The sequence below is a fragment of the Paenibacillus sp. FSL F4-0087 genome, assembly GCF_038020215.1.
Classification (GTDB): Bacteria; Bacillota; Bacilli; order Paenibacillales; family Paenibacillaceae; genus Paenibacillus; species Paenibacillus taichungensis.
The window spans coordinates 1,741,005-1,762,114 of the sequence record NZ_JBBODJ010000001.1 but is presented as its reverse complement, the minus strand read 5'-3'; the positions used below and the strand labels follow the sequence as shown (position 1 = coordinate 1,762,114).

The 21,110-nt window shown below is 43.2% G+C and carries 19 protein-coding genes; 14 read left to right on the top strand and 5 right to left on the bottom strand.

The features are described from left to right. Positions 1 to 122: 122 nt before the first annotated feature. A complete protein-coding gene (locus MHB84_RS08355) occupies positions 123 to 1,892 on the bottom strand; it encodes an alpha-glycosidase (protein WP_076290377.1) in 1,770 nt (589 codons plus the stop codon). Between the two features lie 254 nt (positions 1,893 to 2,146). Then, positions 2,147 to 2,728 carry a hypothetical protein gene (locus MHB84_RS08350; protein WP_076290376.1) on the bottom strand — a complete coding sequence of 194 codons (582 nt, stop codon included), beginning with the start codon at positions 2,726 to 2,728 and terminating at the stop codon, positions 2,147 to 2,149. Between the two features lie 160 nt (positions 2,729 to 2,888). Here MHB84_RS08350 and MHB84_RS08345 point away from each other — a divergent pair, with 160 nt between their 5' ends. After that, positions 2,889 to 4,046: an epoxide hydrolase family protein gene (locus MHB84_RS08345; RefSeq protein WP_076290375.1), complete on the top strand. Its 1,158-nt coding sequence runs from the start codon at positions 2,889 to 2,891 to the stop codon at positions 4,044 to 4,046. A 225-nt stretch (positions 4,047 to 4,271) separates the two neighbouring features. Continuing rightward, entirely contained in the window at positions 4,272 to 7,751 is a 3,480-nt protein-coding gene (locus MHB84_RS08340) for a glycoside hydrolase family 2 (RefSeq protein ID WP_076290374.1), read from the top strand. 121 nt (positions 7,752 to 7,872) lie between these two features. On the opposite strand, the gene MHB84_RS08335 is transcribed toward MHB84_RS08340, so the two are convergent. Next, positions 7,873 to 9,444: a stalk domain-containing protein gene (locus MHB84_RS08335; RefSeq protein WP_076290373.1), complete on the bottom strand. Its 1,572-nt coding sequence runs from the start codon at positions 9,442 to 9,444 to the stop codon at positions 7,873 to 7,875. A gap of 198 nt (positions 9,445 to 9,642) precedes the next feature. Between MHB84_RS08335 and MHB84_RS08330 the strand changes: the two genes are divergently transcribed. Beyond that, the gene (locus MHB84_RS08330) at positions 9,643 to 10,035 is read left to right on the top strand and encodes a DUF4362 domain-containing protein (RefSeq protein WP_076290372.1); all 393 of its coding nucleotides are present in this window, start codon (positions 9,643 to 9,645) and stop codon (positions 10,033 to 10,035) included. 202 nt (positions 10,036 to 10,237) lie between these two features. On the opposite strand, the gene MHB84_RS08325 is transcribed toward MHB84_RS08330, so the two are convergent. Further along, positions 10,238 to 10,624, bottom strand: coding sequence for a VOC family protein (locus tag MHB84_RS08325; RefSeq protein WP_076290371.1), 387 nt, complete (start codon positions 10,622 to 10,624; stop codon positions 10,238 to 10,240). A 59-nt stretch (positions 10,625 to 10,683) separates the two neighbouring features. Then, positions 10,684 to 10,818, bottom strand: a complete 135-nt coding sequence (locus MHB84_RS08320) for a hypothetical protein (RefSeq protein WP_256716861.1) — start codon at positions 10,816 to 10,818, stop codon at positions 10,684 to 10,686. A gap of 236 nt (positions 10,819 to 11,054) precedes the next feature. Between MHB84_RS08320 and MHB84_RS08315 the strand changes: the two genes are divergently transcribed. The 11 genes from MHB84_RS08315 to MHB84_RS08265 all read left to right on the top strand — a co-directional run bounded on the left by MHB84_RS08315 (position 11,055) and on the right by MHB84_RS08265 (position 21,029). Beyond that, positions 11,055 to 12,254: a WXG100 family type VII secretion target gene (locus MHB84_RS08315; protein ID WP_076290370.1), complete on the top strand. Its 1,200-nt coding sequence runs from the start codon at positions 11,055 to 11,057 to the stop codon at positions 12,252 to 12,254. Beyond that, positions 12,251 to 12,733: a hypothetical protein gene (locus MHB84_RS08310; RefSeq protein ID WP_076290369.1), complete on the top strand. Its 483-nt coding sequence runs from the start codon at positions 12,251 to 12,253 to the stop codon at positions 12,731 to 12,733. Before MHB84_RS08315 ends, MHB84_RS08310 begins: the two co-directional genes overlap by 4 nt. Positions 12,734 to 12,798: 65 nt before the next feature. Continuing rightward, positions 12,799 to 13,272 carry a hypothetical protein gene (locus MHB84_RS08305; RefSeq protein WP_076290368.1) on the top strand — a complete coding sequence of 158 codons (474 nt, stop codon included), beginning with the start codon at positions 12,799 to 12,801 and terminating at the stop codon, positions 13,270 to 13,272. A gap of 314 nt (positions 13,273 to 13,586) precedes the next feature. Next, complete coding sequence (locus tag MHB84_RS08300) at positions 13,587 to 14,075, top strand: hypothetical protein (RefSeq protein ID WP_076290367.1); 489 nt, start codon at positions 13,587 to 13,589, stop codon at positions 14,073 to 14,075. 91 nt (positions 14,076 to 14,166) lie between these two features. Then, positions 14,167 to 14,400 (top strand): hypothetical protein, encoded by a 234-nt coding sequence (locus tag MHB84_RS08295; RefSeq protein ID WP_076290366.1) that lies wholly within the window; start codon positions 14,167 to 14,169, stop codon positions 14,398 to 14,400. 135 nt (positions 14,401 to 14,535) lie between these two features. Further along, on the top strand, positions 14,536 to 15,009 hold the full coding sequence (locus tag MHB84_RS08290; protein WP_076290365.1) for a hypothetical protein: 474 nt from the start codon (positions 14,536 to 14,538) through the stop codon (positions 15,007 to 15,009). A 64-nt stretch (positions 15,010 to 15,073) separates the two neighbouring features. After that, positions 15,074 to 15,562 carry a hypothetical protein gene (locus MHB84_RS08285; protein ID WP_076290364.1) on the top strand — a complete coding sequence of 163 codons (489 nt, stop codon included), beginning with the start codon at positions 15,074 to 15,076 and terminating at the stop codon, positions 15,560 to 15,562. A gap of 81 nt (positions 15,563 to 15,643) precedes the next feature. Further along, a complete protein-coding gene (locus tag MHB84_RS08280) occupies positions 15,644 to 16,306 on the top strand; it encodes a hypothetical protein (RefSeq protein ID WP_076290363.1) in 663 nt (220 codons plus the stop codon). A gap of 581 nt (positions 16,307 to 16,887) precedes the next feature. Beyond that, positions 16,888 to 17,091 carry a hypothetical protein gene (locus tag MHB84_RS08275; RefSeq protein ID WP_083678993.1) on the top strand — a complete coding sequence of 68 codons (204 nt, stop codon included), beginning with the start codon at positions 16,888 to 16,890 and terminating at the stop codon, positions 17,089 to 17,091. 92 nt (positions 17,092 to 17,183) lie between these two features. Further along, positions 17,184 to 17,660 (top strand): hypothetical protein, encoded by a 477-nt coding sequence (locus MHB84_RS08270; RefSeq protein ID WP_076290362.1) that lies wholly within the window; start codon positions 17,184 to 17,186, stop codon positions 17,658 to 17,660. 231 nt (positions 17,661 to 17,891) lie between these two features. Continuing rightward, positions 17,892 to 21,029 (top strand): DEAD/DEAH box helicase, encoded by a 3,138-nt coding sequence (locus MHB84_RS08265; protein WP_076290361.1) that lies wholly within the window; start codon positions 17,892 to 17,894, stop codon positions 21,027 to 21,029. The last annotated feature ends 81 nt before the right edge of the window (positions 21,030 to 21,110 follow it).

The window sequence follows — 21,110 nt, the reverse complement described above, 5'->3', positions numbered from 1 at the left end:
TTGTTGAACAGAGTCGAAGTGATTCGTACGAGAGATTTCCTTTCACACAATTTAATGGGAGATAGCCTCATACGACGTACCAAGAGTCTCATCGGAGAAAGGATTTAGAATGAAGCAAGATGTTATGCCTTCACGTGTGATTTGACATCCAACTGCAACAGGGAGAAACCGTACGCTTCCAAGTCCAGCTTCAGCTTGTTCTGCTGAGTTTCACGAGTTGTGGCTGAGAATACATTACGCCAAGTTCCTTGGTGTAGTGGCAACTCCATACTGCATGGTTCTTCACTTGCATTCAGGACAAGCACGAATTGTTCCCCGGTATCTTGATCCTTGCGTCCGATGGCAATGCACGGGTCTCCGGCTTCCGCGTAAATCATGGAGATGTCCGCACTGCGCAATGCAGCGTGTTGTTTACGCAGGGCAATGGCTTGGGTGAAGAAATCGAGCAGATCCTTGTTCTGCTTCTGTTCGTCCCACTCCATACATTTGCGACAACCTGGATCATAGCCACCATCCAGCCCTACCTCGTCACCATAGTAAATACAAGGAGCACCTGGGTACGTAAGCAGCAGAATGACCGCCAGCTTCATCTTGCGTACATCCCCTTCACATAGGGTGAGCAGTCTTGGCGTATCATGACTTCCGAGCAGGTTGAAAGCTGCTTCGGTTACAGGCTGTGAATACGCAGCAAGCAGTTTGCCAACCTCGTTGGCAAATCCGAGGCCGTCCAGCTTGCCAAGCACAGCGTAATCCATGACTGAATTCGTGAAAGGGTAGTTCATGACTGCATCAAACTGATCCCCCTGCAGCCACATGATGGAATCATGCCAGATTTCGCCTAGTAGATAGGCATCCGGGTTAAGTGATTTGACCGTTTGCCGGAATTCACGCCAGAATTGATGGTCTACCTCATTGGCAACATCCAGCCTCCAACCGTCGATACCCATATCCTGAATCCAGTAACGGGCCACCTCCAGCAAATATTCCTTAACCTCGGGATGCTCTGTGTTCAGTTTAGGCATAAGAGGTTCAAAGGCAAAGGTATCATATGTGGGAATACCATCCTCGATACGTGCCGGCCATTCTCTGACATGGAACCAATCCGCATAACGGGAAGCAGCCCCTTTGTCAAGCACATCCGCGAATGGAAGGAACTCTCTGCCTGAATGGTTAAACACTGCGTCCAGAACTACCCGTATGCCGCGTTCATGACATGCATCCACAAGTTCCTTCAATTTCTCATTGGTGCCAAAGTGCGGGTCGACCCTGAGGTAGTCTGCGGTATTGTACTTATGGTTGGTTGTAGCCTGGAACACTGGGCAGAAATAAATGGCGTTAATGCCAAGTGTACTCAGATGATCGAGGTGGTCCAGAACGCCTTGAAGGTCACCTCCGAAAAAATTGACAGGCGTCGGTTCACCGCCCCAAGGTTCAGCATTCTTTGGACTGATCGACGGATCACCATTGGCAAAACGTTCAGGGAAGATCTGATAGAACACCGCATCCTTAACCCAAGCAGGTGCCTCGAAGAAATCCACCGGATTCATAAATGGAAAATCGAAAAATTCCAACGGATGATCAGGCAGAGCCTGTTCGAATCCCCGTTCCGTCATCCAGACCGATTCTTCTCCCTCGATCAGTTGGAAGCCGTAGCGTAATCTGCGGTAAGGTGGTTGCGCTTCCACTTCCCAATAATCGAACAGGGCATCACGGGCAAAGATTCGCATTGGAATGTGGAGGACCGTACGATCCCATGCATATTTATCCCCGATGATGGCGATAACAGCATCCAGGTCGCCCCGCTTGGAACGGAGCCTCAGGTGCATGGTGGAACGGTCATATACGTAGGACCAATTCATTTTGGGACGATGATAAATAGCTTCAAGTAACATAGCATTCACTCCTTATCTGGGATGGATCATATGGCTATAAACGCAAAAAAGGCACAACCCCAATGTTCACGAGGTTGTACCTTTCGGCAGCATAGCCTTTTGATTATAGTGCTATTATACGAACTAAATTGGAAAAAGAAAACACTTTTTTTTCCTGAAATCTCAATTTGTTTATTGTGGAACAAATGGTGTGTCCTGCTTCATGTGTGAGGTAGAATGATTCACAATCAACACACATTTTGGTGGACTATTATTTAAAAATCATACCCAAGCTTATTGGCATAAGCAGAGATTTCTTTATGATATTTCTCGATACTTTTCTTGCCGGTATCAATTTTGGCATTGGCTTGTTTCAGGACAGCGCTGTTTACCGTTGTTTTGGAGACAGCCTTTTTAGCGAGTTGGAATCCTTCCAGCTGTGCATAACTACCTTTAATCAAGTTGGCATGGATTTTTTGCAGTTCCGCATTTTGCGGTTTAATCAGCTTCAGCTTGGATACATATTTGGTGTAGTTAGGAATCGCTGTGTTGGTCAATTTCAGGAAAACGGACTTGCGATTGGAAGATGTAATGTAAAATCCTCCTCCAAGAGCGTTGAAGGCTTTCTCTTCATATACCGATGCGATATCCAACTGATCCAGGTAGTTGAGGAAATCTTCTTCTTCGGCTGTGGGGATCGGTTCTTGTTCTGACGTGTCAACTTCTTCATAGTATTCGTCTTCCGAATATGTAGTAGTTGAGTCATCCGCAGCAGCGGCATAGGACCCTGCAGGTGCGAATACTCCGCCGAGCAAAACAAAACTCATAATGATTGATAGTACCCATGATTTCTTCACGTTCTAATTTCCCCTATCTATATATGTGATATTATTCCAATGGATAATCTAACATAGCACGACAAGAAATTACAGGAATCGATTGACAGAGATGGAATCTATGAATAGCAATAAAAGGATATAATAACGTTGTGAATCAACAAAAAGGGAGGAAATCTTGATGACTGTTGAACGTTTTCATATTCATGTCTCCGATGAGATTCTGGACGATTTGCAATATCGGCTGCATCACATCCGTTGGCCAGATCAATTGGCAGACTCCGGCTGGGGGCGAGGAACAGATATTAGTTATTTAAAATCACTCGTTTCCTATTGGAGAGATTATTATGACTGGCGAGCACAAGAGTCCAGGATGAATCAATTTCCCCAGTTTCATTGCCAGTTGGATGGGGTGGATGTGCACTTCGTACATGAGCATGGTAAAGGGCCTAATCCTCTGCCGATTATTCTTACCCATGGCTGGCCTGATAGCTATCTTCGTTATCAAAAGATTATCCCTCTCCTGACCGATCCCGCGAGTCATGGAGGTAATCCGGAGGACTCTTTTGATGTCATTGTGCCTTCACTGCCTGGATTTGGATTCTCTAGCCGCCCGGACCAACCTGGCTTCAACAATTCTCGTGTCTCCCAGATGTGGGTCAAACTAATGACCAAAGAATTAGGCTACAACAAATTCGCTGCTGCAGGTGGGGATATTGGCTCTGGCGTTACACGTTATTTGGCATCGAATAATCCTGAACTTCTAGTTGGAATCCACTTAACGGATATTGGTATCATAAGAGATCTCTTATCTTCCCAGGATGAGGCAGAACGCTCAGAGGAAGAACGAGAGTACAAGGAAAATGCTTCAACATGGATTTCACAAGAGGGGGGTTATATGTCCATTCAATCAACCAAACCTCAGACACTTGCGTATGGACTTTCCGATTCCCCAGTAGGTTTGGCCGCTTGGATCATTGAGAAATTTCGTGCTTGGAGCGACTGTAAAGGTGACCTCAATCAACTATTTAGCAAGGATGAGTTGCTGACTCATATTATGATCTATTGGGTTACGAACACCATAGGATCATCCACACGTATGTACTACGAAAATTCACATTCCTTGCCACCATTGGGACGTATAGAAGTTCCGACAGGCATTGCCATATTTCCTGCGGATATCGTGCTGCCGCCCAAGTCTTGGGCGATGCAAAACCTGAACGTAACGCGTTGGACCTCCATGCCTAGTGGAGGGCATTTTACGGCTTTGGAAGAACCGGAGTTGCTGGCTGATGATATTCGGGCATTCTACAGACCGATTCGAGCAATGAACGATTAATGTAGTTATATATATGGTGGAATTCGTAAGGTCCCGACTTGGATATCTAAAGCGGGCCCTTTTTTTTCTTCAATCTGCTCAAAAAGTGACGTACAAAGGTGGTCAGATGGTATAATCGGGTAAAGTGTTATTGTCTCACCAAGTTATTTTCGAAAAGGTTTTCGGAAAATGGTCTGTTTTTGTTTGTAACCGCAATCATAATACACACAGAAAGTGAGAGCTGAGATGAATCAGAAAAAGCTTTTTACGGATGGATGGCAATTTGCGAAAAGTAAGCTGGAGGTTACGGAGTCTGCGGGGTTAACGTTTGAACCGGTTGAGCTTCCTCATGATTGGCTGATCTATAATACGCTTGAACTGTATGAGGACAGCATCGGATGGTATCGCAAGACATTCCCATATACGAAGGATGAGCAGCAGCTTCTGCTTTGCTTTGACGGGGTGTATATGGATTCTTCCGTATATGTGAACGGTCAGCTTGTGGGGGAATGGAAGTACGGTTATTCGGCTTTTGAGCATGAGATCACGAGTGCTTTGGTGGAAGGTGACAACGAAATTGTAGTCAAAGTTGTGCATCAGAGTCCCAACAGCAGATGGTATTCGGGGGCCGGAATTTATCGGAATGTGTGGCTCAAAACGAGAGATCGGAATCATATCGTCACAGACGGTACCTATGTATCGATTCAGCAGCAGCCAGAAGGCTGGCAGGTTGAGGTGGATACGGAGCTGAGTCTCAATCAGAACGCACAGCTTGTGCACACGATTTGGTATGAGGGTAATCAGATCGTATCCAGCAAAGAGGACGTTATATCTACGGCGGGTAAAGACGCCGGACATGGAGAGATACAAACCAACAGCCAACAGCTGACGGTCGATCTTCCGAAGTTATGGAGCCCGGATGAACCGAATCTGTATGATCTGGTAACGGAACTGCAAGTAGCTACAGGTGAGCAGGGCTATGAGACGATCGAGACCGCCACACAGCGGATTGGTTTCAGGGATATCAAGCTGGATGCAAACGAAGGATTCCACCTGAATGGGGTCAAGATGAAGCTGAACGGCGTGTGTGAACACCATGATCTCGGAGCGCTGGGGGCTGCTTTTAACCTGACTGCGCTACGTAGAAGATTTGTGCTGTTGAAGGAAATGGGCGTTAACGCTATCCGGACCGCTCATAACATGCCTGCCAAAGAGTTCATGGAACTTGCGGATGAGATGGGTATGCTGATCGTTTCGGAAGCGTTCGATATGTGGGAGAGAGCCAAGACACCTTACGACTATGCGAGATTTTTTCCGGAATGGGCACACACCGATGTGAAGAGCTGGGTGAAGCGTGACCGTAACCATGCAAGTCTGATCATGTGGAGTATCGGGAACGAAATTTATGATACACATGCAGATGAGCGGGGGCAGAAAGTGACTCGCATGCTGATGGATTATGTACTGGAATTTGATCCAAAAGGGAATGCAGGCGTGACGATCGGTTCGAACTACATGCCATGGGAAAACGCACAAAAATGTGCAGACATCGTGAAGCTCGCAGGTTATAACTACGCGGAGAAATACTACGACAAACATCACGAAGAACATCCGGACTGGATTATCTATGGTAGTGAAACGTCGTCTGTAGTGCAGAGCCGTGGGATCTATCACTTCCCGTTCGAGCAGTCCATTCTGGCGGATGATGACGAGCAGTGCTCGGCTTTGGGTAACAGTACAACAAGTTGGGGCGCGAAGTCCGCAGAATATTGCATTTTGGCAGAACGAGATACGCCGTATTCCTTGGGGCAGTTCCTGTGGACCGGATTCGATTATATTGGAGAACCAACACCGTATCATACAAAGAATTCGTATTTTGGACAGCTGGATACAGCAACGTTCCCGAAAGATTCCTACTATATCTACCAAGCAGCCTGGACGGATTACAAGAAAAGTCCGATGGTTCACCTGTTCCCTTACTGGGATTTCAGTCCTGGTCAGCTGATCGATGTACGCGTGTGCAGTAATGCGCCGAAGATTGAATTGCAGCTGAATGGCAAGACAATCGGCACGTATGATATCGACCATGCAAAGGGAACCCAGTTGGCAGGCTGGTGGAAAGTGCCATATGAAGAAGGCGAGCTCAAAGCGATCGCTTATGATGAACACGGCAACGTTATTGCAACGGATGTGCAAAGATCCTATACAGATGCGAAGAAGATTCGTCTGCAAACCGATCGGGAGCAGCTGCAAGCGGACGGTACGGATCTTATTTTCGTGGAAATCCAAGTGGAAGATGAAGCGGGCAATCCCGTGCAAAATGCAAACAACCGTGTGCAGGTCCAAGTGACAGGTGCAGGTCGTCTATTGGGTCTGGATAATGGAGATAGCACGGACTATGATCCATACAAAGGACTGAGCAGAAGACTGTTCAGCGGCAAGCTGATGGCCATCATCGGGGCAACGAACGAATCGGGAACGGTACGGATCGAGGTGACATCGGAAGGATTGGAAAGTGCAGCTGCCGAGTTCGAATCACGAGCTGTTGCAGGCGCAGTAGATCGTACCTTAGGTGATTCCGGTGCCGCTGCAAGTCAGGAGCATATCGTACTCATGAGTAATACAGAACGTCCGGTTCTGACGGGACGTCTGCAGGAGATTCCTTTGCGGAAAATCGAGATTATCAGCGAAGGTGGGCAGTTATTCGATCCATCGAAACAGCAGATGACGGTGAGCGCCAAGCTGTATCCGGAGAACACATCCTATCGGGATATTGAGTGGGCAGTTGTGAACGATGCGGGTATCGAATCCAACATTGCCAAGGTCGAAGCCAACGGTCTGGAAGTCAACGTATCCGCTCTGGGCGATGGGGAATTCCGTCTTCGTGCGACGAGCAGTAATGGTACCGATAAAACGAAACTGATCTCCCAACTGGAGTTCAAAGCAACGGGTCTGGGTACGGCTTACAAAGATCCATACGGCTTTATTACTGGCGGGCTGTACGATTACACCAAAGGGGATGTCGGTAACGGCAATGAGCGAGGGGTAGCGACAAGCCGGGACGGGGAGACACATGTGGGCTTCCGCAATATTGACTTCGGGCCGTACGGCTCCGATACCATTACGATTCCAATCTTTGCGTTGTCCAGTGAAGAGTACTTCATTCAGATCTGGGAAGGTATGCCAGATGAAGAGGGAAGTACACTGCTGGCAGATGTGGTGTATGACAAAGAATCCAGATGGAATGTGTATCAGAAAGAGACGTATCAACTGTCCAAGCGGCTGAGCGGGATTACGTCGATCTGTTTTGTACTGAAGCAGAAGATTCATATCAAAGGCTTCTCATTCGAGCGCCAAAGCCGGGCATTTGAACAGAATACGGCTGCATCATGCGATCATCTCTACGGGGATACGTTCAAGATCGAGGGTAATCATGTCGAGGGGATCGGAAACAATGTGTCGTTGGAGTTTGAAAATATGGACTTCACGGCAGAAGGCACGTCCAAGTTTGTGATCTATGGACGTTCAACAATCGATAAAAACACGATCCATATCCGCTTTGCAGGTGAGGACGGACAGAGCAATCAGCTGGTCGAATTCACACAGTCCGATGGATATGAGGAGCGAGTGTTTGAGCTTGAGCAGGTTAAAGGTGTGCAGAAGGTGACCTTTATTTTCCTGCCGGGTAGTCAGTTTGACTTTGGCTGGTTCCGGTTCGAGAAGTAGAGTAACAGATATAGTAGTTCAGGGATAGAGATGATTTATATCAATCCTCTTCAAGTAAACGGTGTTCTTTAAGAACAGGACGTTTACCTGAAGGGGATTTTTTCTAAGCTATGCGATTCGTTTAGCTTCCTGAATCTTTCTTATCAGCATCGTCAATGGTCAGCATCGCTTTCTCTGAATCCCAGGACACGTTCAATCCCAAACCACGCAATACCTCAAAAGGCACTGTAGTTGCTCCCGAGTAGTTATTTATGGGTTCAGGTATCTGCACGACTCGCTCCCCAGAGGAATCGGCGGAGGTTATAACATACTGTGTCTCGTTAGGTCGGATTGTGATTGTCCGATTGTCATAATTCAACGTATAGTGGTTCGGGCTACCTTTCACCTGATGAATCTCAAATTTTGCTCCAAGTGCTGTGGCGATGGCTTTGATTGGCAGTTGCACGGTCTTAGGCGTTTCAACAGCGGCATACATTGACTGGAACAGCTCACCGTTAAGATATACATCTGTACCAATTTTGGCTTGAACGGGTTTGTAGACCATTCCTCCAGATGACGTTGCAGGTGCACCCGCTTCCTCGTATTTATCACTTCCCCAGCCCCAGACGGTTCCATCCGAGGATAAGGCAAGACTGTGGTAATATCCTGCTGAAATATCAGTAATACCGGATAAATGGTTTACTTTTCCTTCTTTACCGTTCACACTTCTTCCGTAGCTGTACACCTCACCGGATGTCGTGAGTATTAACATATATTGCGTATTTCCATCCATCTTCTTCACCTTGAAGTCGTAATGAAAGGCGAATACTTTCCCTGTCTCGTCCACACCCCAGACTTTCCCGTTCTTATCCAGTGCAAGCAGGGACGTATCTGTTCTTGTGATCGAAGATATGTTGGTCAGACCTTTTATCTTGGTAGGTTTGGACAGGACATTCCCGGATTCGTCGGGCTCGTTCCACGTCCATACGGAGCCATCTTTCTTCAAAGCATATCCATGCAGACCTGCGGATCCAACCTGGATAACATCTTTCAGTCCGCTAATCGCATGTGGTTTACGTATGAGATCATCTGAATTGATTCCTTGAGCGTTAGGGCGCTGCCATGACCAGACTGTCCCGTTCTGGAGAAGGGCGACAGTGAAAGAACCAGTCACTACATCCTTCGCAGAGTTGATGCTTTCGACTTTGCTTGGTAGTTTGCCAGCACCCCACTCCCAGACCGTTCCATCTGCCTGAACTGCTGCGTTGATTCCACCACCGGCGGCTGAAATAGCTATTACATTAGATAGTTCCGGTACGCGGATGGGACTAAATGTATGACGATATCGAATGTTCTCGCTCACACCCAGCTCTCCCAACAAATTGCGGCCCCAGGTCCAGACCGAACCATCACTTCTCAAGGCGACTGTGTAATAATAAGCTCCCTCTACAGCGGTATAGTGGAGTTTCTTCTCTGTATTTACTGCATTCGATTGAACAGAAGTGTTACTGGCGGAATGCTGTACGTTAGGGGCTGCGTGAGTAATTGGCTCAGCTGTCATCTCCAACAACAAGCTGGACGCAACTAGTGCTGCAGCCATTGCAATGGCGAATCGTCGGGACGATTTACTTTTACTATTAGGTCTATGATTCAAGCGTGAAGTGGGGCGTTGTTTTTCTTTTGCTATGTCATCGGATGGGTTAACCGAACGCATGTGTATCGCCTCTTTTTCGGATGAGATGGACGTAAATAATGCATTGTTATATAAACACTCTATGGAAGGATGAAGTTACATACAAATAATAAAAATTCCTTTATATTGAAGATCCGTACTGAGTGTTTTAAGCTATTTCTAACAGCACATAGGTAACATGTACGGAGAATTTAGCGTCTTAATTCATGAGGTGATTGGATGAAAAGAGTACTGCTCACGCTTTTGTTAGCGTTAATAATGTTAACAGCCTGTGAGGCAAATGATCCGACAGTGGATTCTCCAGTGGTTTTGAATTCATTTCCGGAAATTATTGAGCCACATAACCCTGAGCAAGCGGAGCAAAGCGGGGATGTCGTTGTGCTTCTCGAAGGCATGCGAAACAAGGATAAGTGGAATACTTTTGTGAAGAATGTGAAGAACAAACAGCAGGATCAGGTTCGTGTGACGATGTATACCATCGAAGGTGGGGCCGTCATCTATGAATTGATATACGATGGCTCAGTCATTCAATCGACTTATGATAACTCAAGGGATGCCTATGGCTCCAAACAGGGGATCACGACCAACACTGCGAAGGGATCGGTACGATGAAGAGTGAGCAACGTGTTTTTAACGTGTTAATCGGTTGTGAGAAGGCAGGCAGTACCTTTTCGATTCCCAAGTGATGAGAGCGGTATCTAACCGTAAATAGTTGAGCTATGTAATTATTCATGCTGTAAATCAAAAAAGATCCTGCGAAGCCGAGGCTTTTCAGGATCTTTTTGCTGCTATCTGGAGAGCGAGAGCTGGTGGTTTATGCATACAAAGCATTGGATAGTTCGATCAGATTACCGTCAGGATCACGTATATACACCGAACAGATTGGCCCCAGTGCACCTGTTCTTTTGACTGGTCCTTCTTCGATCTTCGTGTTCTGGTGTGTTAAATGTGTAATGACTTCCTCCAGAGGTGTGCTGACCAGAAAACAAAGATCTGCTGAACCCGGTGTGGGGATATGGGCTTTGGGTTCAAACTCTTTGCCACGTTCATGCAGATTGATTTTTTGCTGTCCAAACTGTAACGCTTTTCGGCCTTGGCCGAATTCGACTACCTGCATGCCTAATACATTCGTATAAAATGCAATCGTTGCTTCCAGATTTTCCACGGTTAACACGAGATGATCAAGTCGTTCTATTTTCATGGATGAGCCTCCTTTGAATTGGATCATTAGCTCCTGTGAGACGATATTAGTATTATACCTTAGAGATTGGTGTGGGTAATCGGTTTAGGCAACGCCGAGCCTTCGGATATTTTAGTGGAAAAGTAGAATATGAAGGGGAGAGCGAGCAAGATTAGACCGATGATCACAGCGACGATGATACTCTTTTTATTCAATTTATAGCTCCTTTCGGAAAAATATATTCTAGCACAATGGGTATATAACCTATATATTAACCAATTGATCGAATTTTGGAGTAACATGCACGAATGCGCAATATATCTGCCTAAGGATCTTTACCAACTTCCAGTTAGACTATGTGAAAATGAATCCTCCGTTTGATTCCAATCCTCCTTCTAACTTGTTAAAATTTAGGTACATATACTACGGTCAGGTTGGCGGTGAAGATAGAATGCAGCGTATTCAGGTACATCCCGATGTATTAGAGGAAAAAGCCCGGCTCGTCCAGCAGAAGAAGCTGGAACTGGAGCGAATGGTACGGGAACTGGAAAAGTCAATTTACCTGTTGCAGTCCGAATGGTCGGGTATGACAGGGGAACGTTTCTTTTGGGATTTTATGCAGGTGAAAGAAGTTTTTCCTGCTACACTGGGTCTTTTGGATAAAATTCAGAACGAATTTATTTTTATAGCGAAGAATTTCAGAACAGCCGATGGTTCAGGTGAGGTTGCTCTATATATACCTGAAGAACTGAAACGAAATTTCGGTGTTGGACTGCTGGACAAGTCGGTGGGAGAAACAGTAACCGGAATGGGACAGACGGCGGAGGCGCTCTTTTATGATCCATTCGGCACGGTCGCTAGTGTGGCCTATGGGCTGACTTTGGGTAAGGTGGTCGATGTTGGGCGAGGCATTAAGTTTGCTTGGGATGCAGCCTGGGGAAACGGAACAGCCAGGGATGATGTAAGCCAATTTGTGGATGAGCAGAAGAACCAGGTGAATGAGAGTGGGGCCGGGTATTATAGTGGTTCTGTGATGGGTCAGGTATTGGCCTATGCCTTTGTTGGCAAGGCGCTTCGTACTGTTGAAAATAAGCATAGCGATCTGGGAGGATCAGGTGGGGGGAAGGTAGAGCCGGGGAAAGGTAGCGGTTTAACTAATGACTCAAGGTTAAGAATGGAAGGAAATAAAACTATATACCCTAATCAATTCGGTAATGAGATATCTTGGACCAAACAAGGTTCAAAAGATATAGATGCTATTATCGAGAAGAATTTAAAAAGTTCAAAAGCTGGTGATGTTTTAGAGGGTGAAGTAGCGCATACTGTAAAAGGTACAGGAAGATTGCAGGGGACTGGAATACAGTTGAAATTGCAAGATGATACAATAGCAGGGGATATTGATGTGTTAACAGATTCACATCTTATTGAAGTGAAGAAGTCTTTAAGTGCAGTAAGTAAAAAACAATTTGATAAATTGACTGATCCTTTAAATGAGAAATACTTTAACTACGATAACAAGGAAATCATATATTATATTGAAGATATTACTGTAAATAATCGAACGCAGGAAAATCTAGTTAAAATGATTCAGAATAAAGGAATAAAAATAATAAGTTCTACTAACGAATTAGAGGAGGTCTTGAAGAAGTGAGTTCTTTAATTTTTTTGAAAAAGATAGAAAATTACGTTCCTGAAAAAGCCATTGAGGATTTTAAGAAAGCAGCGCGAAAAGCGAATATGTTTTGCATTTTGATAAAAGATAAATACCGTGATGATCTCTTCATATCAGCTGAAGGAACACTATCAGAAGTTGATGAATTTACTTTTAAAAACATGGATAATAAGGACAACTTAAAGTACTTCACATTTAATGTTAATCAAGTAGAAGAAGACTCAGTTGATAGTTTCACTTGGCTTACTCAAGACGAAAATTACTTCTGGGCTTTAGATATTGAAAATATAAATCATGAGTACAAGTTTATTTTTAGATTCGTTGTAGAGTACTTCAAAGATAATATTCAGGATTGTCTATGGTTTGATGATGCTGAATGGTATTACACCGCTGACGATATTTTAAAATTAAGTCAGATGCCATATGATCCGAAGTGGTGCAGTGAAAAGATTGTCTAGTTTTATACATTTGAAAATAACGAGATTTTAATAGGGATTAGACATAGTCGAGGAGTATTGAAATAATGGGAATGTCATCTTTTTTATTATTTAAACGTGGAGAAAGCACGTCAGCAAGTAATTTATTGAGTACTATTAATAATATATGTATAAAAGAGAAACTATTCTTTGATAAGGATGAAGAAACTTACAATAGCGAAGGTGCATTAAAATATACTCGACTATATATAAGTGACACGCCATTCAAGGAGAATTACTCAAGGACGCTTAGCTTTAGTGTATATGATGAACCTTATGAATTTCAAACCGTTACTTATGACTGGGATGATACGCAAAATGAATATTTTAAAGCAGTAGTATCTGATGATTTTGATGATAATGAGGATTTATTATTTAAATTCCTTTTTGCTTTTCTGAATGAATTCCCCGATGCAAGAGTATGGATTGAAGAAGATTGGTTTTACAATCTAGAAGATATGAAACAGATAAAGGCATCCTACAATAATGATTGGTGTTATATTGATCGCAAGAACATGTAAAAAACCAACATGTCCATTAATTGATAATGCTTACAGGCACTTCTACCAGACAAAAAGTAGAGGTGCATTTTTATGGAATTTAATAATGGATGGTGTTTTCTGGATGATACTTTGTATGGGAGCTTAAAGTTAATGTCTGTGGATATTAAGTCCAATTACAGTTCCTACAGAAATATACATATGGAGAAATTGAGTAGCCCTGCCGTTCAGATGCAATAGAGAGTGCGCCACCCTTTTCAGGTTTTGGACTTACTAAGGATACTAGCAAGTACTACGATTATGAGATTGATTACTAAATGTTGAGGTGAAACAGAATGTTATTGGAAAATGCAGTATCCAAACTAAATAGTATAAATTGGGGCTCAGTAGGTACTGTTATCTCTGAGGAGGATACTAACCTCGGCTATGAATTTCTGAGAAGAATGGCTCAGTTTTTTAAAGCGGAGCAGCTGAAGCCTATGCCACCTGCATTTACAAACGTGGCGAAACTGTTAGGAGATCAAGAAGAGGAATTAGATATTTCAGCTTATTGTAGTTCAGAGGCTGTTGCTTATTTGAATCAAAACTCATACGTGAAAAGAATATTTGAATACTATCTACAGTTGGCGAAGTACGCAGTGGTTATCCCGGGTATTAGTCAATATCTAGACATATATGAACCGTTAATTAAACTTTTTGAACGGGGCGGCTCTTTTTGCATCAAACCACTCTCTCTAGAAATTATACAAGTCTCACATTTCCCACTAAACAATTGGTATGAAAAATTTGTTGTGAAAGATCCGATTGATATTAATAATCTGTAGATCATATTTAATGTAATTATATTCATCCAAACAGCACTCCTACCAAATTACAATAGAGGGCTGTTTGGATGAAACAGTAGGAGGAGTTTAAATGGCAACTGATTGCTCCTTGAAATTTGAAGGAGTTGTGTTACAAAAGAAACTCTCTAGTCCTTTTGATTACGCTTCAGAGTTTCTTGCCAATGATTTTAAATATAATCAGGGTTTAAATTTTCGAATAGATAATGACTGGGATAGTATAGAAGCAATTACCCTCATTTTTGTTCTGGTCTTTGAAATAATCGATTCGATGCAAAGTAACCTTTTGTTTCTTCTTAATGATTAATAACGAAGACGGTTTTTGGGATTGAGTAGAGTACAGAAGGTTAATTGAAACTAGAGAATACCAAAATATGTAGAAGATTTTTTTAGTTAAATCAATTCAACAGGATTCTACTCATCTAATAGAGGAGATCAATAAATGGAATATGAATTATTTTTGAAAACTAATATGGATGTTAATTCTCTAGGAGAACTGATAAGGAGATATACTGTTGAATTTGTTAATGAGGAAGTATCCTTTCATAGTAATGAAGAGGAAATAGTTATCGGTGTTACGTTTTTTTCGCTTTTTCTTGAGATAGAGGATATTTCTAATATCGCTTTTGTTAAAAAGCATTATAACTTAGATGTTAATGTATGTATTAGGGTTCAATTGTATGGGAGTACTTTTTATAAAGGTATTGAGAAATTATTTAAAGTCATAGGGAAGCTCATAAGACATATAAACGGAAATCTATTATTCTTGGAAGATGGTTCAGCTCAGTTACTTAGAATGGAAAGTGGTCAGTTGATGGTTAATAATTCTTTAAATCAGTATCAAGTGAAGTACTTAACTTCAAGCCTACTTTGTTTACTTAACTGTTCTTATATTGAAAGGACACTGGAACAATAAGAAAAATTATCCGGAATTATACTAATCTAAACATTCCACAAATTAAAGTAAAGGCGAAAAGGTTATGGAATATTCATTGAGGTTGAATGGAAAACAAGATGCGTTATGGTTGGAGAAATTAATTGAAAGTAAGAACTTTGAAGTGAATTATATAACCAGACAACACAATTTATTGTTCATCCATGAGTTTGATCTAAGCGGTGGTTTGAAAATAACTGCTTATGATAATAATTTTCCGCCTGATCATCCAGCAGTATCTTATGAAACGATGTTTCAAGAAGAGGATTTTAATTATCAACAAACAATATCTTATGAATTGGAGAATAACCAGCAATATGAATTTTGGTATAAAACAATGTATGAAATTTCTTTCGCTATATTAGAATCACTTAAAGTAAATGGCGTATTCTATCACACTTCTGGAGAAGAGATATTTTTCTTTGAAAACGGAAAGTATACGTTCAACGGAACATACCTTGAATTGATCCAGACGCATTATGGAGAACTTCTTGAAAATATCGAGTATTCGGTTTTTACGAAACCTCACAACTGAATTACAGATAATGCATAAAGGCACTTCTACCAAACAACGTAGAGGTCCTTCTTACTATAAAATCTTAGGAGAAAAATGGCGATGATACTAAAAAAACGACTTTTAATAATCGGATGTTGTATTGCCTTGGTGATCTTACTTGTTCTAACTTATAGCCTCTATAAAGAAAAAAGAATGTATGAGCAGTATCTAACGATGAATGTACGACAAGATATGGTTGATATGAAGAGTGCGATTATAAATAATGATATTTTATTTAACCGAATACTTAAGAATGAAATAATAACAAACGAGATGGTTGAGGATGGAGAACAAGCCAGCCAGCTCTATTACAACTTTACAGATATGACGCAGATTATAGATAAGTATAACTTGATGAATCTAAGTTTCAGCGAAGAAGCCAACTGGCTGGTAAAACCCGCAGCATTATATACTAACGACTTAGGCCAAGATGACATTTTGCCACCTACACTTCACCGCATGCGAATGACGTTCGAGAGGCTGGATATAACCAGTTATCCTGTAAAAGCTGAACTTAAAGCCAGAATCGAGGAGTACCAGCAGTTAAATCATCGATGGCTGAACATTGTTGGGGACTTTGAATCCAAGGAAATTAATGAGAATGATTGGCCCCAAATCTTGAATGATCTGGAGCAAGTGACCCGAGCTTATTTTAGTGAGAAAAAGGTTAATTTCGTGGATGATGACGTTTGGAGAGATGCTTTGAATCCAAGGTACGAATGATAATTATGAGTGTGATTGATGTCTAATAAAATTCAAGAGGTTCTTTGGTATGAAAGGAGATGAGGAGCATATCCATCCTAGAAAAAATTAATGAATTAGCAGTGATTCTTTTACTCATTGGTACCTTCTTTTACTTTCTAGAGATACGTAAAATCAAAAGGCAAAGGAAACTAACGGTTATAGAATACATCATGTATGTCACGATTCAATTTGGGTACTTACTTTGGGCAGGAAGCCGATTACTAATGTTAATTTCATAATAGCTTACATCCAAAGTGTAGCACTACAACCGTTCAGAATGGGTAGAAAGTGCTCTTTTTTTATAAAGATCTGGGGGGATCGAGTGGGGTAAGGCGGAGAGTGCTTCTACACTCAAAGAACCTATAAAGATTAAAACAAATAAGGGGATAGAAGTTGAATTCACCAATCCATCAGGAAATAAGATTAGCTGGATTGAACAAAATCCTAAAAATATATCAAAAGCAATCGAAAGTTCGTTAAAAAGCCCTAATCCAGGTAGAGCCCTTGAGGGGAAGGTTGGGGATTATGTTCAACAAAGAATTGAAGTAGTTGGGTTTGCATTGAAAGCAAACAATGTTACAAAGAATGAGATTGCAGGGGATCTAGATGTTGTTACGAGTAAACAAATTATTGAAGTAAAGAAGTCTACATCTGCTTTAGACATGGAGCAGATCGATAAATATATCAATTCAGGTAATCCTAAGTTTTTCAATCATGACATGAAGGAAGTTATTGTCTATATTGACAAGCCCATAGATTTGTAAAATAAATACGTAAAAGAGAATATAAATCATTTAAGAGACTCGGGTGTTATCGTTGTGAATTCACTAGACGATTTAGGAGGAGTATTGAAATAATGGGGACATCAGCAGTTATTCTATTCAAAAGTGGGGAAAGTGTTGAAATAAATATATTATTACCCCGCTTAAATGAGTTATATAATAGAGAAGGTTTATTTCATAGTCATGATCTGAAAAAGATTGATGAAACCGAAAAGTTGAAATATTGCGAATTTTGCATTAGCGATGTACCAATGAAAGATAGCTATGACAGGCAGCTATGTTTTGGGATAGCAGATGAACCATACCCGTATAAACTTGTTAATTTTGATTGGGATTCTTCTGAAGAAGATTATTTCAAAACAGTGGTATCTGGTGATTTTGATGGTAATGAGGATATATTATTTAAATTCCTTTTTGCATTTTTGAATGAATTCCCGGTTGCAAAAGTATGGATCGAGGAAGATTGGTTTTATACCTTGGATGACCTGAAAAAGATAAAAGCTTCGTATAATAATAGCTGGTGCTATATGAGTCCCAAGGACATCATTTAAATGAAATAACAACATTACAACAAAGATAAAGTTAACATTGTACAGGCACTTCTACCTGATCACAAGTAGAGGTGCTTTTTCTATGGAATCAAAACAACTAATGAAATTTCCCTCATGCTGGACGATAATATAAAAGAAAGTTATTTATCAGCTATACCATTAGTTTCACCAAGTATTTATTTGAACTACTTACATATCCACAACCATCCTACACCCACACGAGGTACATTCATGAAACAAGGCATATATGAACAGCTTATCAACACAATCACCAGGCAGGAGATTTCGGCGTTGGACCCGGATGTGTATAACATTGGGACCGAGAAGTTGGATGCAGAGGAAGCGCGCAAGCTGCTGTCCACGTATTTGGCGGCGGTGACTCGGCGAGCGCTCAAGATTGTACGGGAACAGACGGAAGATAAGACAGTAGTGTTGGCGCAGATTCGAACGTGTAATGAGATTATTGCTACCCTGAAAGGCACACTGGGGGAAGAAGAATACAACGAATTACAACTGGATGAGCAGGGGGAAGTGCTGACCCATGTGTACTCCAAGCTGAACAGCATTCGTGCGGTCCGGGATACCAAAATCGTTCGTCCAGATACGCCGATCTCCCAAAGCTCTTTGTTCACAGGTGCCAAGTCCGAGCCGAGTATGTTACTGGAGCTGCAAAAGGAGATCGTGACCGCCGATCGGATCGACTGGTTGGTGTCATTTATCAAATTCAGCGGGCTTCGCCTACTTCTGGAACAGCTTCAACAATTCACGATGAGCGGTGGCAAGCTGCGTATCATCACAACTACATACATGGAAGCAACCGACCTGAAGGCCATCACTGAACTTAGCAAATTACCTAACACAGAGATCCAGATTTCGTATGATACCAAAGTGACTCGGCTGCACGCCAAAACGTACATTTTCCACCGTGATACTGGATTCACGACAGCCTATGTCGGCTCCTCTAACCTGTCCAACCCGGCGCTGACCAGTGGTATGGAGTGGAACCTCAAGGTGACGGAGAAGGATTCACTCGATGTGCTGCGCAAGATTGAAGCGACCTTCGAGAGTTACTGGAATGACCGCGAATTTACGCGATATGTTGCTGAGGATGAAGGACATGAGGCACAGCTGAAGGCGGCTCTGAATCGTAAAAAAGATCAGTCCAACTACTTTCACCTCGACATCCAGCCTTATGATTATCAGAAAGAAGTGCTGGAGCAGCTGGACGCCGAGCGTACGCTGTATGGACGAACCCGCAACCTGATCGTTGCCGCCACAGGCGTTGGCAAAACGGTCATCTCTGCCTTCGACTATAAGCGATTCCGGGCAAGCCATGCGGGAGCCAAGCTGCTTTTTGTCGCCCATCGGGAAGAAATCTTGAAGCAAAGCAGGGACACGTTCCGGTATATCCTGAAGGATATGAACTTTGGTGAGCTGCATGTCGGGAATCACCGAGCAGAGGCGCTGGATCACCTGTTTGTTAGCATTCAGAGCCTTAACGCTATGAAGCTGACGGAGATCACCAGCCCAGACAATTACGATTACATCATTGTGGATGAATTCCACCATGCCGCTGCACCTTCATACCAGAAACTATTGTCCCACTATGAACCGAAGATTTTGCTAGGACTTACTGCAACACCGGAACGGATGGATGGCAAAGACATTACCGCCTACTTCGATCATACGATTGCCGCCGAGATCCGACTAACCGATGCCATTGACCGGAAGCTACTGAGTCCGTTTCAATATTTTGGCGTCACCGATACTGTCGATCTATCTCAGGTGAAGTGGTCGCGTAAAGGCTACGATCTGAATGAACTGGAGAAGCTCTATACCCATAACAAAATCCGTGCCAACCAGATCATCCAAAGTCTGAACAAATACGTAACTGATCTGGACGATGTGAAGGGGCTTGGTTTCTGCGTAGGGGTGGATCATGCAATGTATATGGCAAAAATATTTAAAGAAGCCGGCATTCCATCCATGGCCCTGCATGGTGGGTCGAGCGAACAGGAGCGTCATTCTGCGAAAGGACAGCTGGTGAACGGGGAACTGCGCATGATCTTTGTCGTGGATCTGTACAATGAGGGCGTGGATATCCCTGAGGTGAACACGATTCTGTTCCTGCGTCCTACTGAGAGTCTGACCGTATTCCTGCAGCAGTTGGGACGTGGACTACGGATGGCGGATGGCAAAGAGTGCCTGACCGTGCTCGACTTCATCGGACAAGCGCATCAGGAATACAGGTTCCAGGATAAATTCCGCGCCCTGATCGGCGCTACCAAACATTCCATCTCGTACTACGTCGAGAATGGTTTTTCGAACTTACCGCGCGGCACGTTCATTCAATTGGAAAAACAAGCGAAGGAATACGTCATGCGCAACCTCAAGCAGATGAGTCGTAATCGCAGAGCGTTGATCCAGAAGCTGCAAACGTTCCAGCAAGACACTGAACTGCCGCTGACACTGGCTCATTTTGTGGAGCATCACGGGATGACTCTCTATGAATTGTATGGTGGACGCATAGGGAAAAGATATTTCCGCGGCATGTTGGCCGAAGCCGGACTAATCGCGCCAATCGAGGGGGAGCAAGAGGAATATATCCGCAGACTGCAATCTGTGCTGACGATTAACTCCCGAAGCTGGCTGACGTTCTTGATCGACTTTATTGAAAAAGGGAAAGAACCGACCAACGCTGATGAACAGCGCATGTTGATTATGTTCTATTACACTTTCCACAGGGCCGCACCTGAGAAATTAGGATTGAGCAGTATCGAGGAGGGAGTACAGCGTGTGCTGTCTTGTGAGGCATTCCGAGCAGAACTTGTGGATATTTTTAAATATAATCTGGCTCATCTGCGATTTGTGGATAAAAGCAATCCGTTCCCGTACACTTGTCCACTGGATATCCACTGTGCGTACTCGATCGACCAAGTGCTTTCCGCCTTCGGTTACTGGAATGCCCAGCAATCACCCGCCTTCCGTGAAGGCGTGAAGTATTTTGCCGATGAGAAGACGGATATCTTCTTCATAACACTGAACAAATCGGACAAAGACTTTTCTCCATCTACTCTGTATGAGGATTATGCGATCAACGAGCGTTTATTCCACTGGCAGACTCAAAGCAGGGTGTCGGAGCATACAGCTACCGCACAGCGGTATATTCATCATCGAGAGACAGGCAACCGGATCGCGCTGTTCGTACGAGAGTATAAGGAAGAGCATGGCTATACGTCTCCATTTGTCTTCTTGGGCGAAGCGGATTATGTGAGTCACGAGGGGAACAAACCGATGAGCTTTGTGTGGCGGCTGCGGGAAGAAATGCCCGCGAAGATGGTGGCGGTGGCGAATAAGTGTATTGTTTGAGGAGGTTAATACCAAAAGACACAACGGAATCTCCTCAAATTCAGAGAGATTATGTTGTATCTTTCAAACGAGAGTTTACAT

Excerpts from the sequence above, each read along its gene's own strand:
- MHB84_RS08355 (WP_076290377.1), bottom strand. The coding sequence starts at position 1,892 with ATGTTACTTGAAGCTATTTATCATCGTCCCAAAATGAATTGGTCCTAC.
- MHB84_RS08345 (WP_076290375.1), top strand. The coding sequence starts at position 2,889 with ATGACTGTTGAACGTTTTCATATTCATGTCTCCGATGAGATTCTGGAC.
- MHB84_RS08340 (WP_076290374.1), top strand. The coding sequence starts at position 4,272 with ATGAATCAGAAAAAGCTTTTTACGGATGGATGGCAATTTGCGAAAAGT.
- MHB84_RS08335 (WP_076290373.1), bottom strand. The coding sequence starts at position 9,444 with ATGCGTTCGGTTAACCCATCCGATGACATAGCAAAAGAAAAACAACGC.
- MHB84_RS08330 (WP_076290372.1), top strand. The coding sequence starts at position 9,643 with ATGAAAAGAGTACTGCTCACGCTTTTGTTAGCGTTAATAATGTTAACA.
- MHB84_RS08325 (WP_076290371.1), bottom strand. The coding sequence starts at position 10,624 with ATGAAAATAGAACGACTTGATCATCTCGTGTTAACCGTGGAAAATCTG.
- MHB84_RS08315 (WP_076290370.1), top strand. The coding sequence starts at position 11,055 with ATGCAGCGTATTCAGGTACATCCCGATGTATTAGAGGAAAAAGCCCGG.
- MHB84_RS08305 (WP_076290368.1), top strand. The coding sequence starts at position 12,799 with ATGGGAATGTCATCTTTTTTATTATTTAAACGTGGAGAAAGCACGTCA.
- MHB84_RS08300 (WP_076290367.1), top strand. The coding sequence starts at position 13,587 with ATGTTATTGGAAAATGCAGTATCCAAACTAAATAGTATAAATTGGGGC.
- MHB84_RS08295 (WP_076290366.1), top strand. The coding sequence starts at position 14,167 with ATGGCAACTGATTGCTCCTTGAAATTTGAAGGAGTTGTGTTACAAAAG.
- MHB84_RS08290 (WP_076290365.1), top strand. The coding sequence starts at position 14,536 with ATGGAATATGAATTATTTTTGAAAACTAATATGGATGTTAATTCTCTA.
- MHB84_RS08285 (WP_076290364.1), top strand. The coding sequence starts at position 15,074 with ATGGAATATTCATTGAGGTTGAATGGAAAACAAGATGCGTTATGGTTG.
- MHB84_RS08280 (WP_076290363.1), top strand. The coding sequence starts at position 15,644 with ATGATACTAAAAAAACGACTTTTAATAATCGGATGTTGTATTGCCTTG.
- MHB84_RS08270 (WP_076290362.1), top strand. The coding sequence starts at position 17,184 with ATGGGGACATCAGCAGTTATTCTATTCAAAAGTGGGGAAAGTGTTGAA.
- MHB84_RS08265 (WP_076290361.1), top strand. The coding sequence starts at position 17,892 with ATGAAACAAGGCATATATGAACAGCTTATCAACACAATCACCAGGCAG.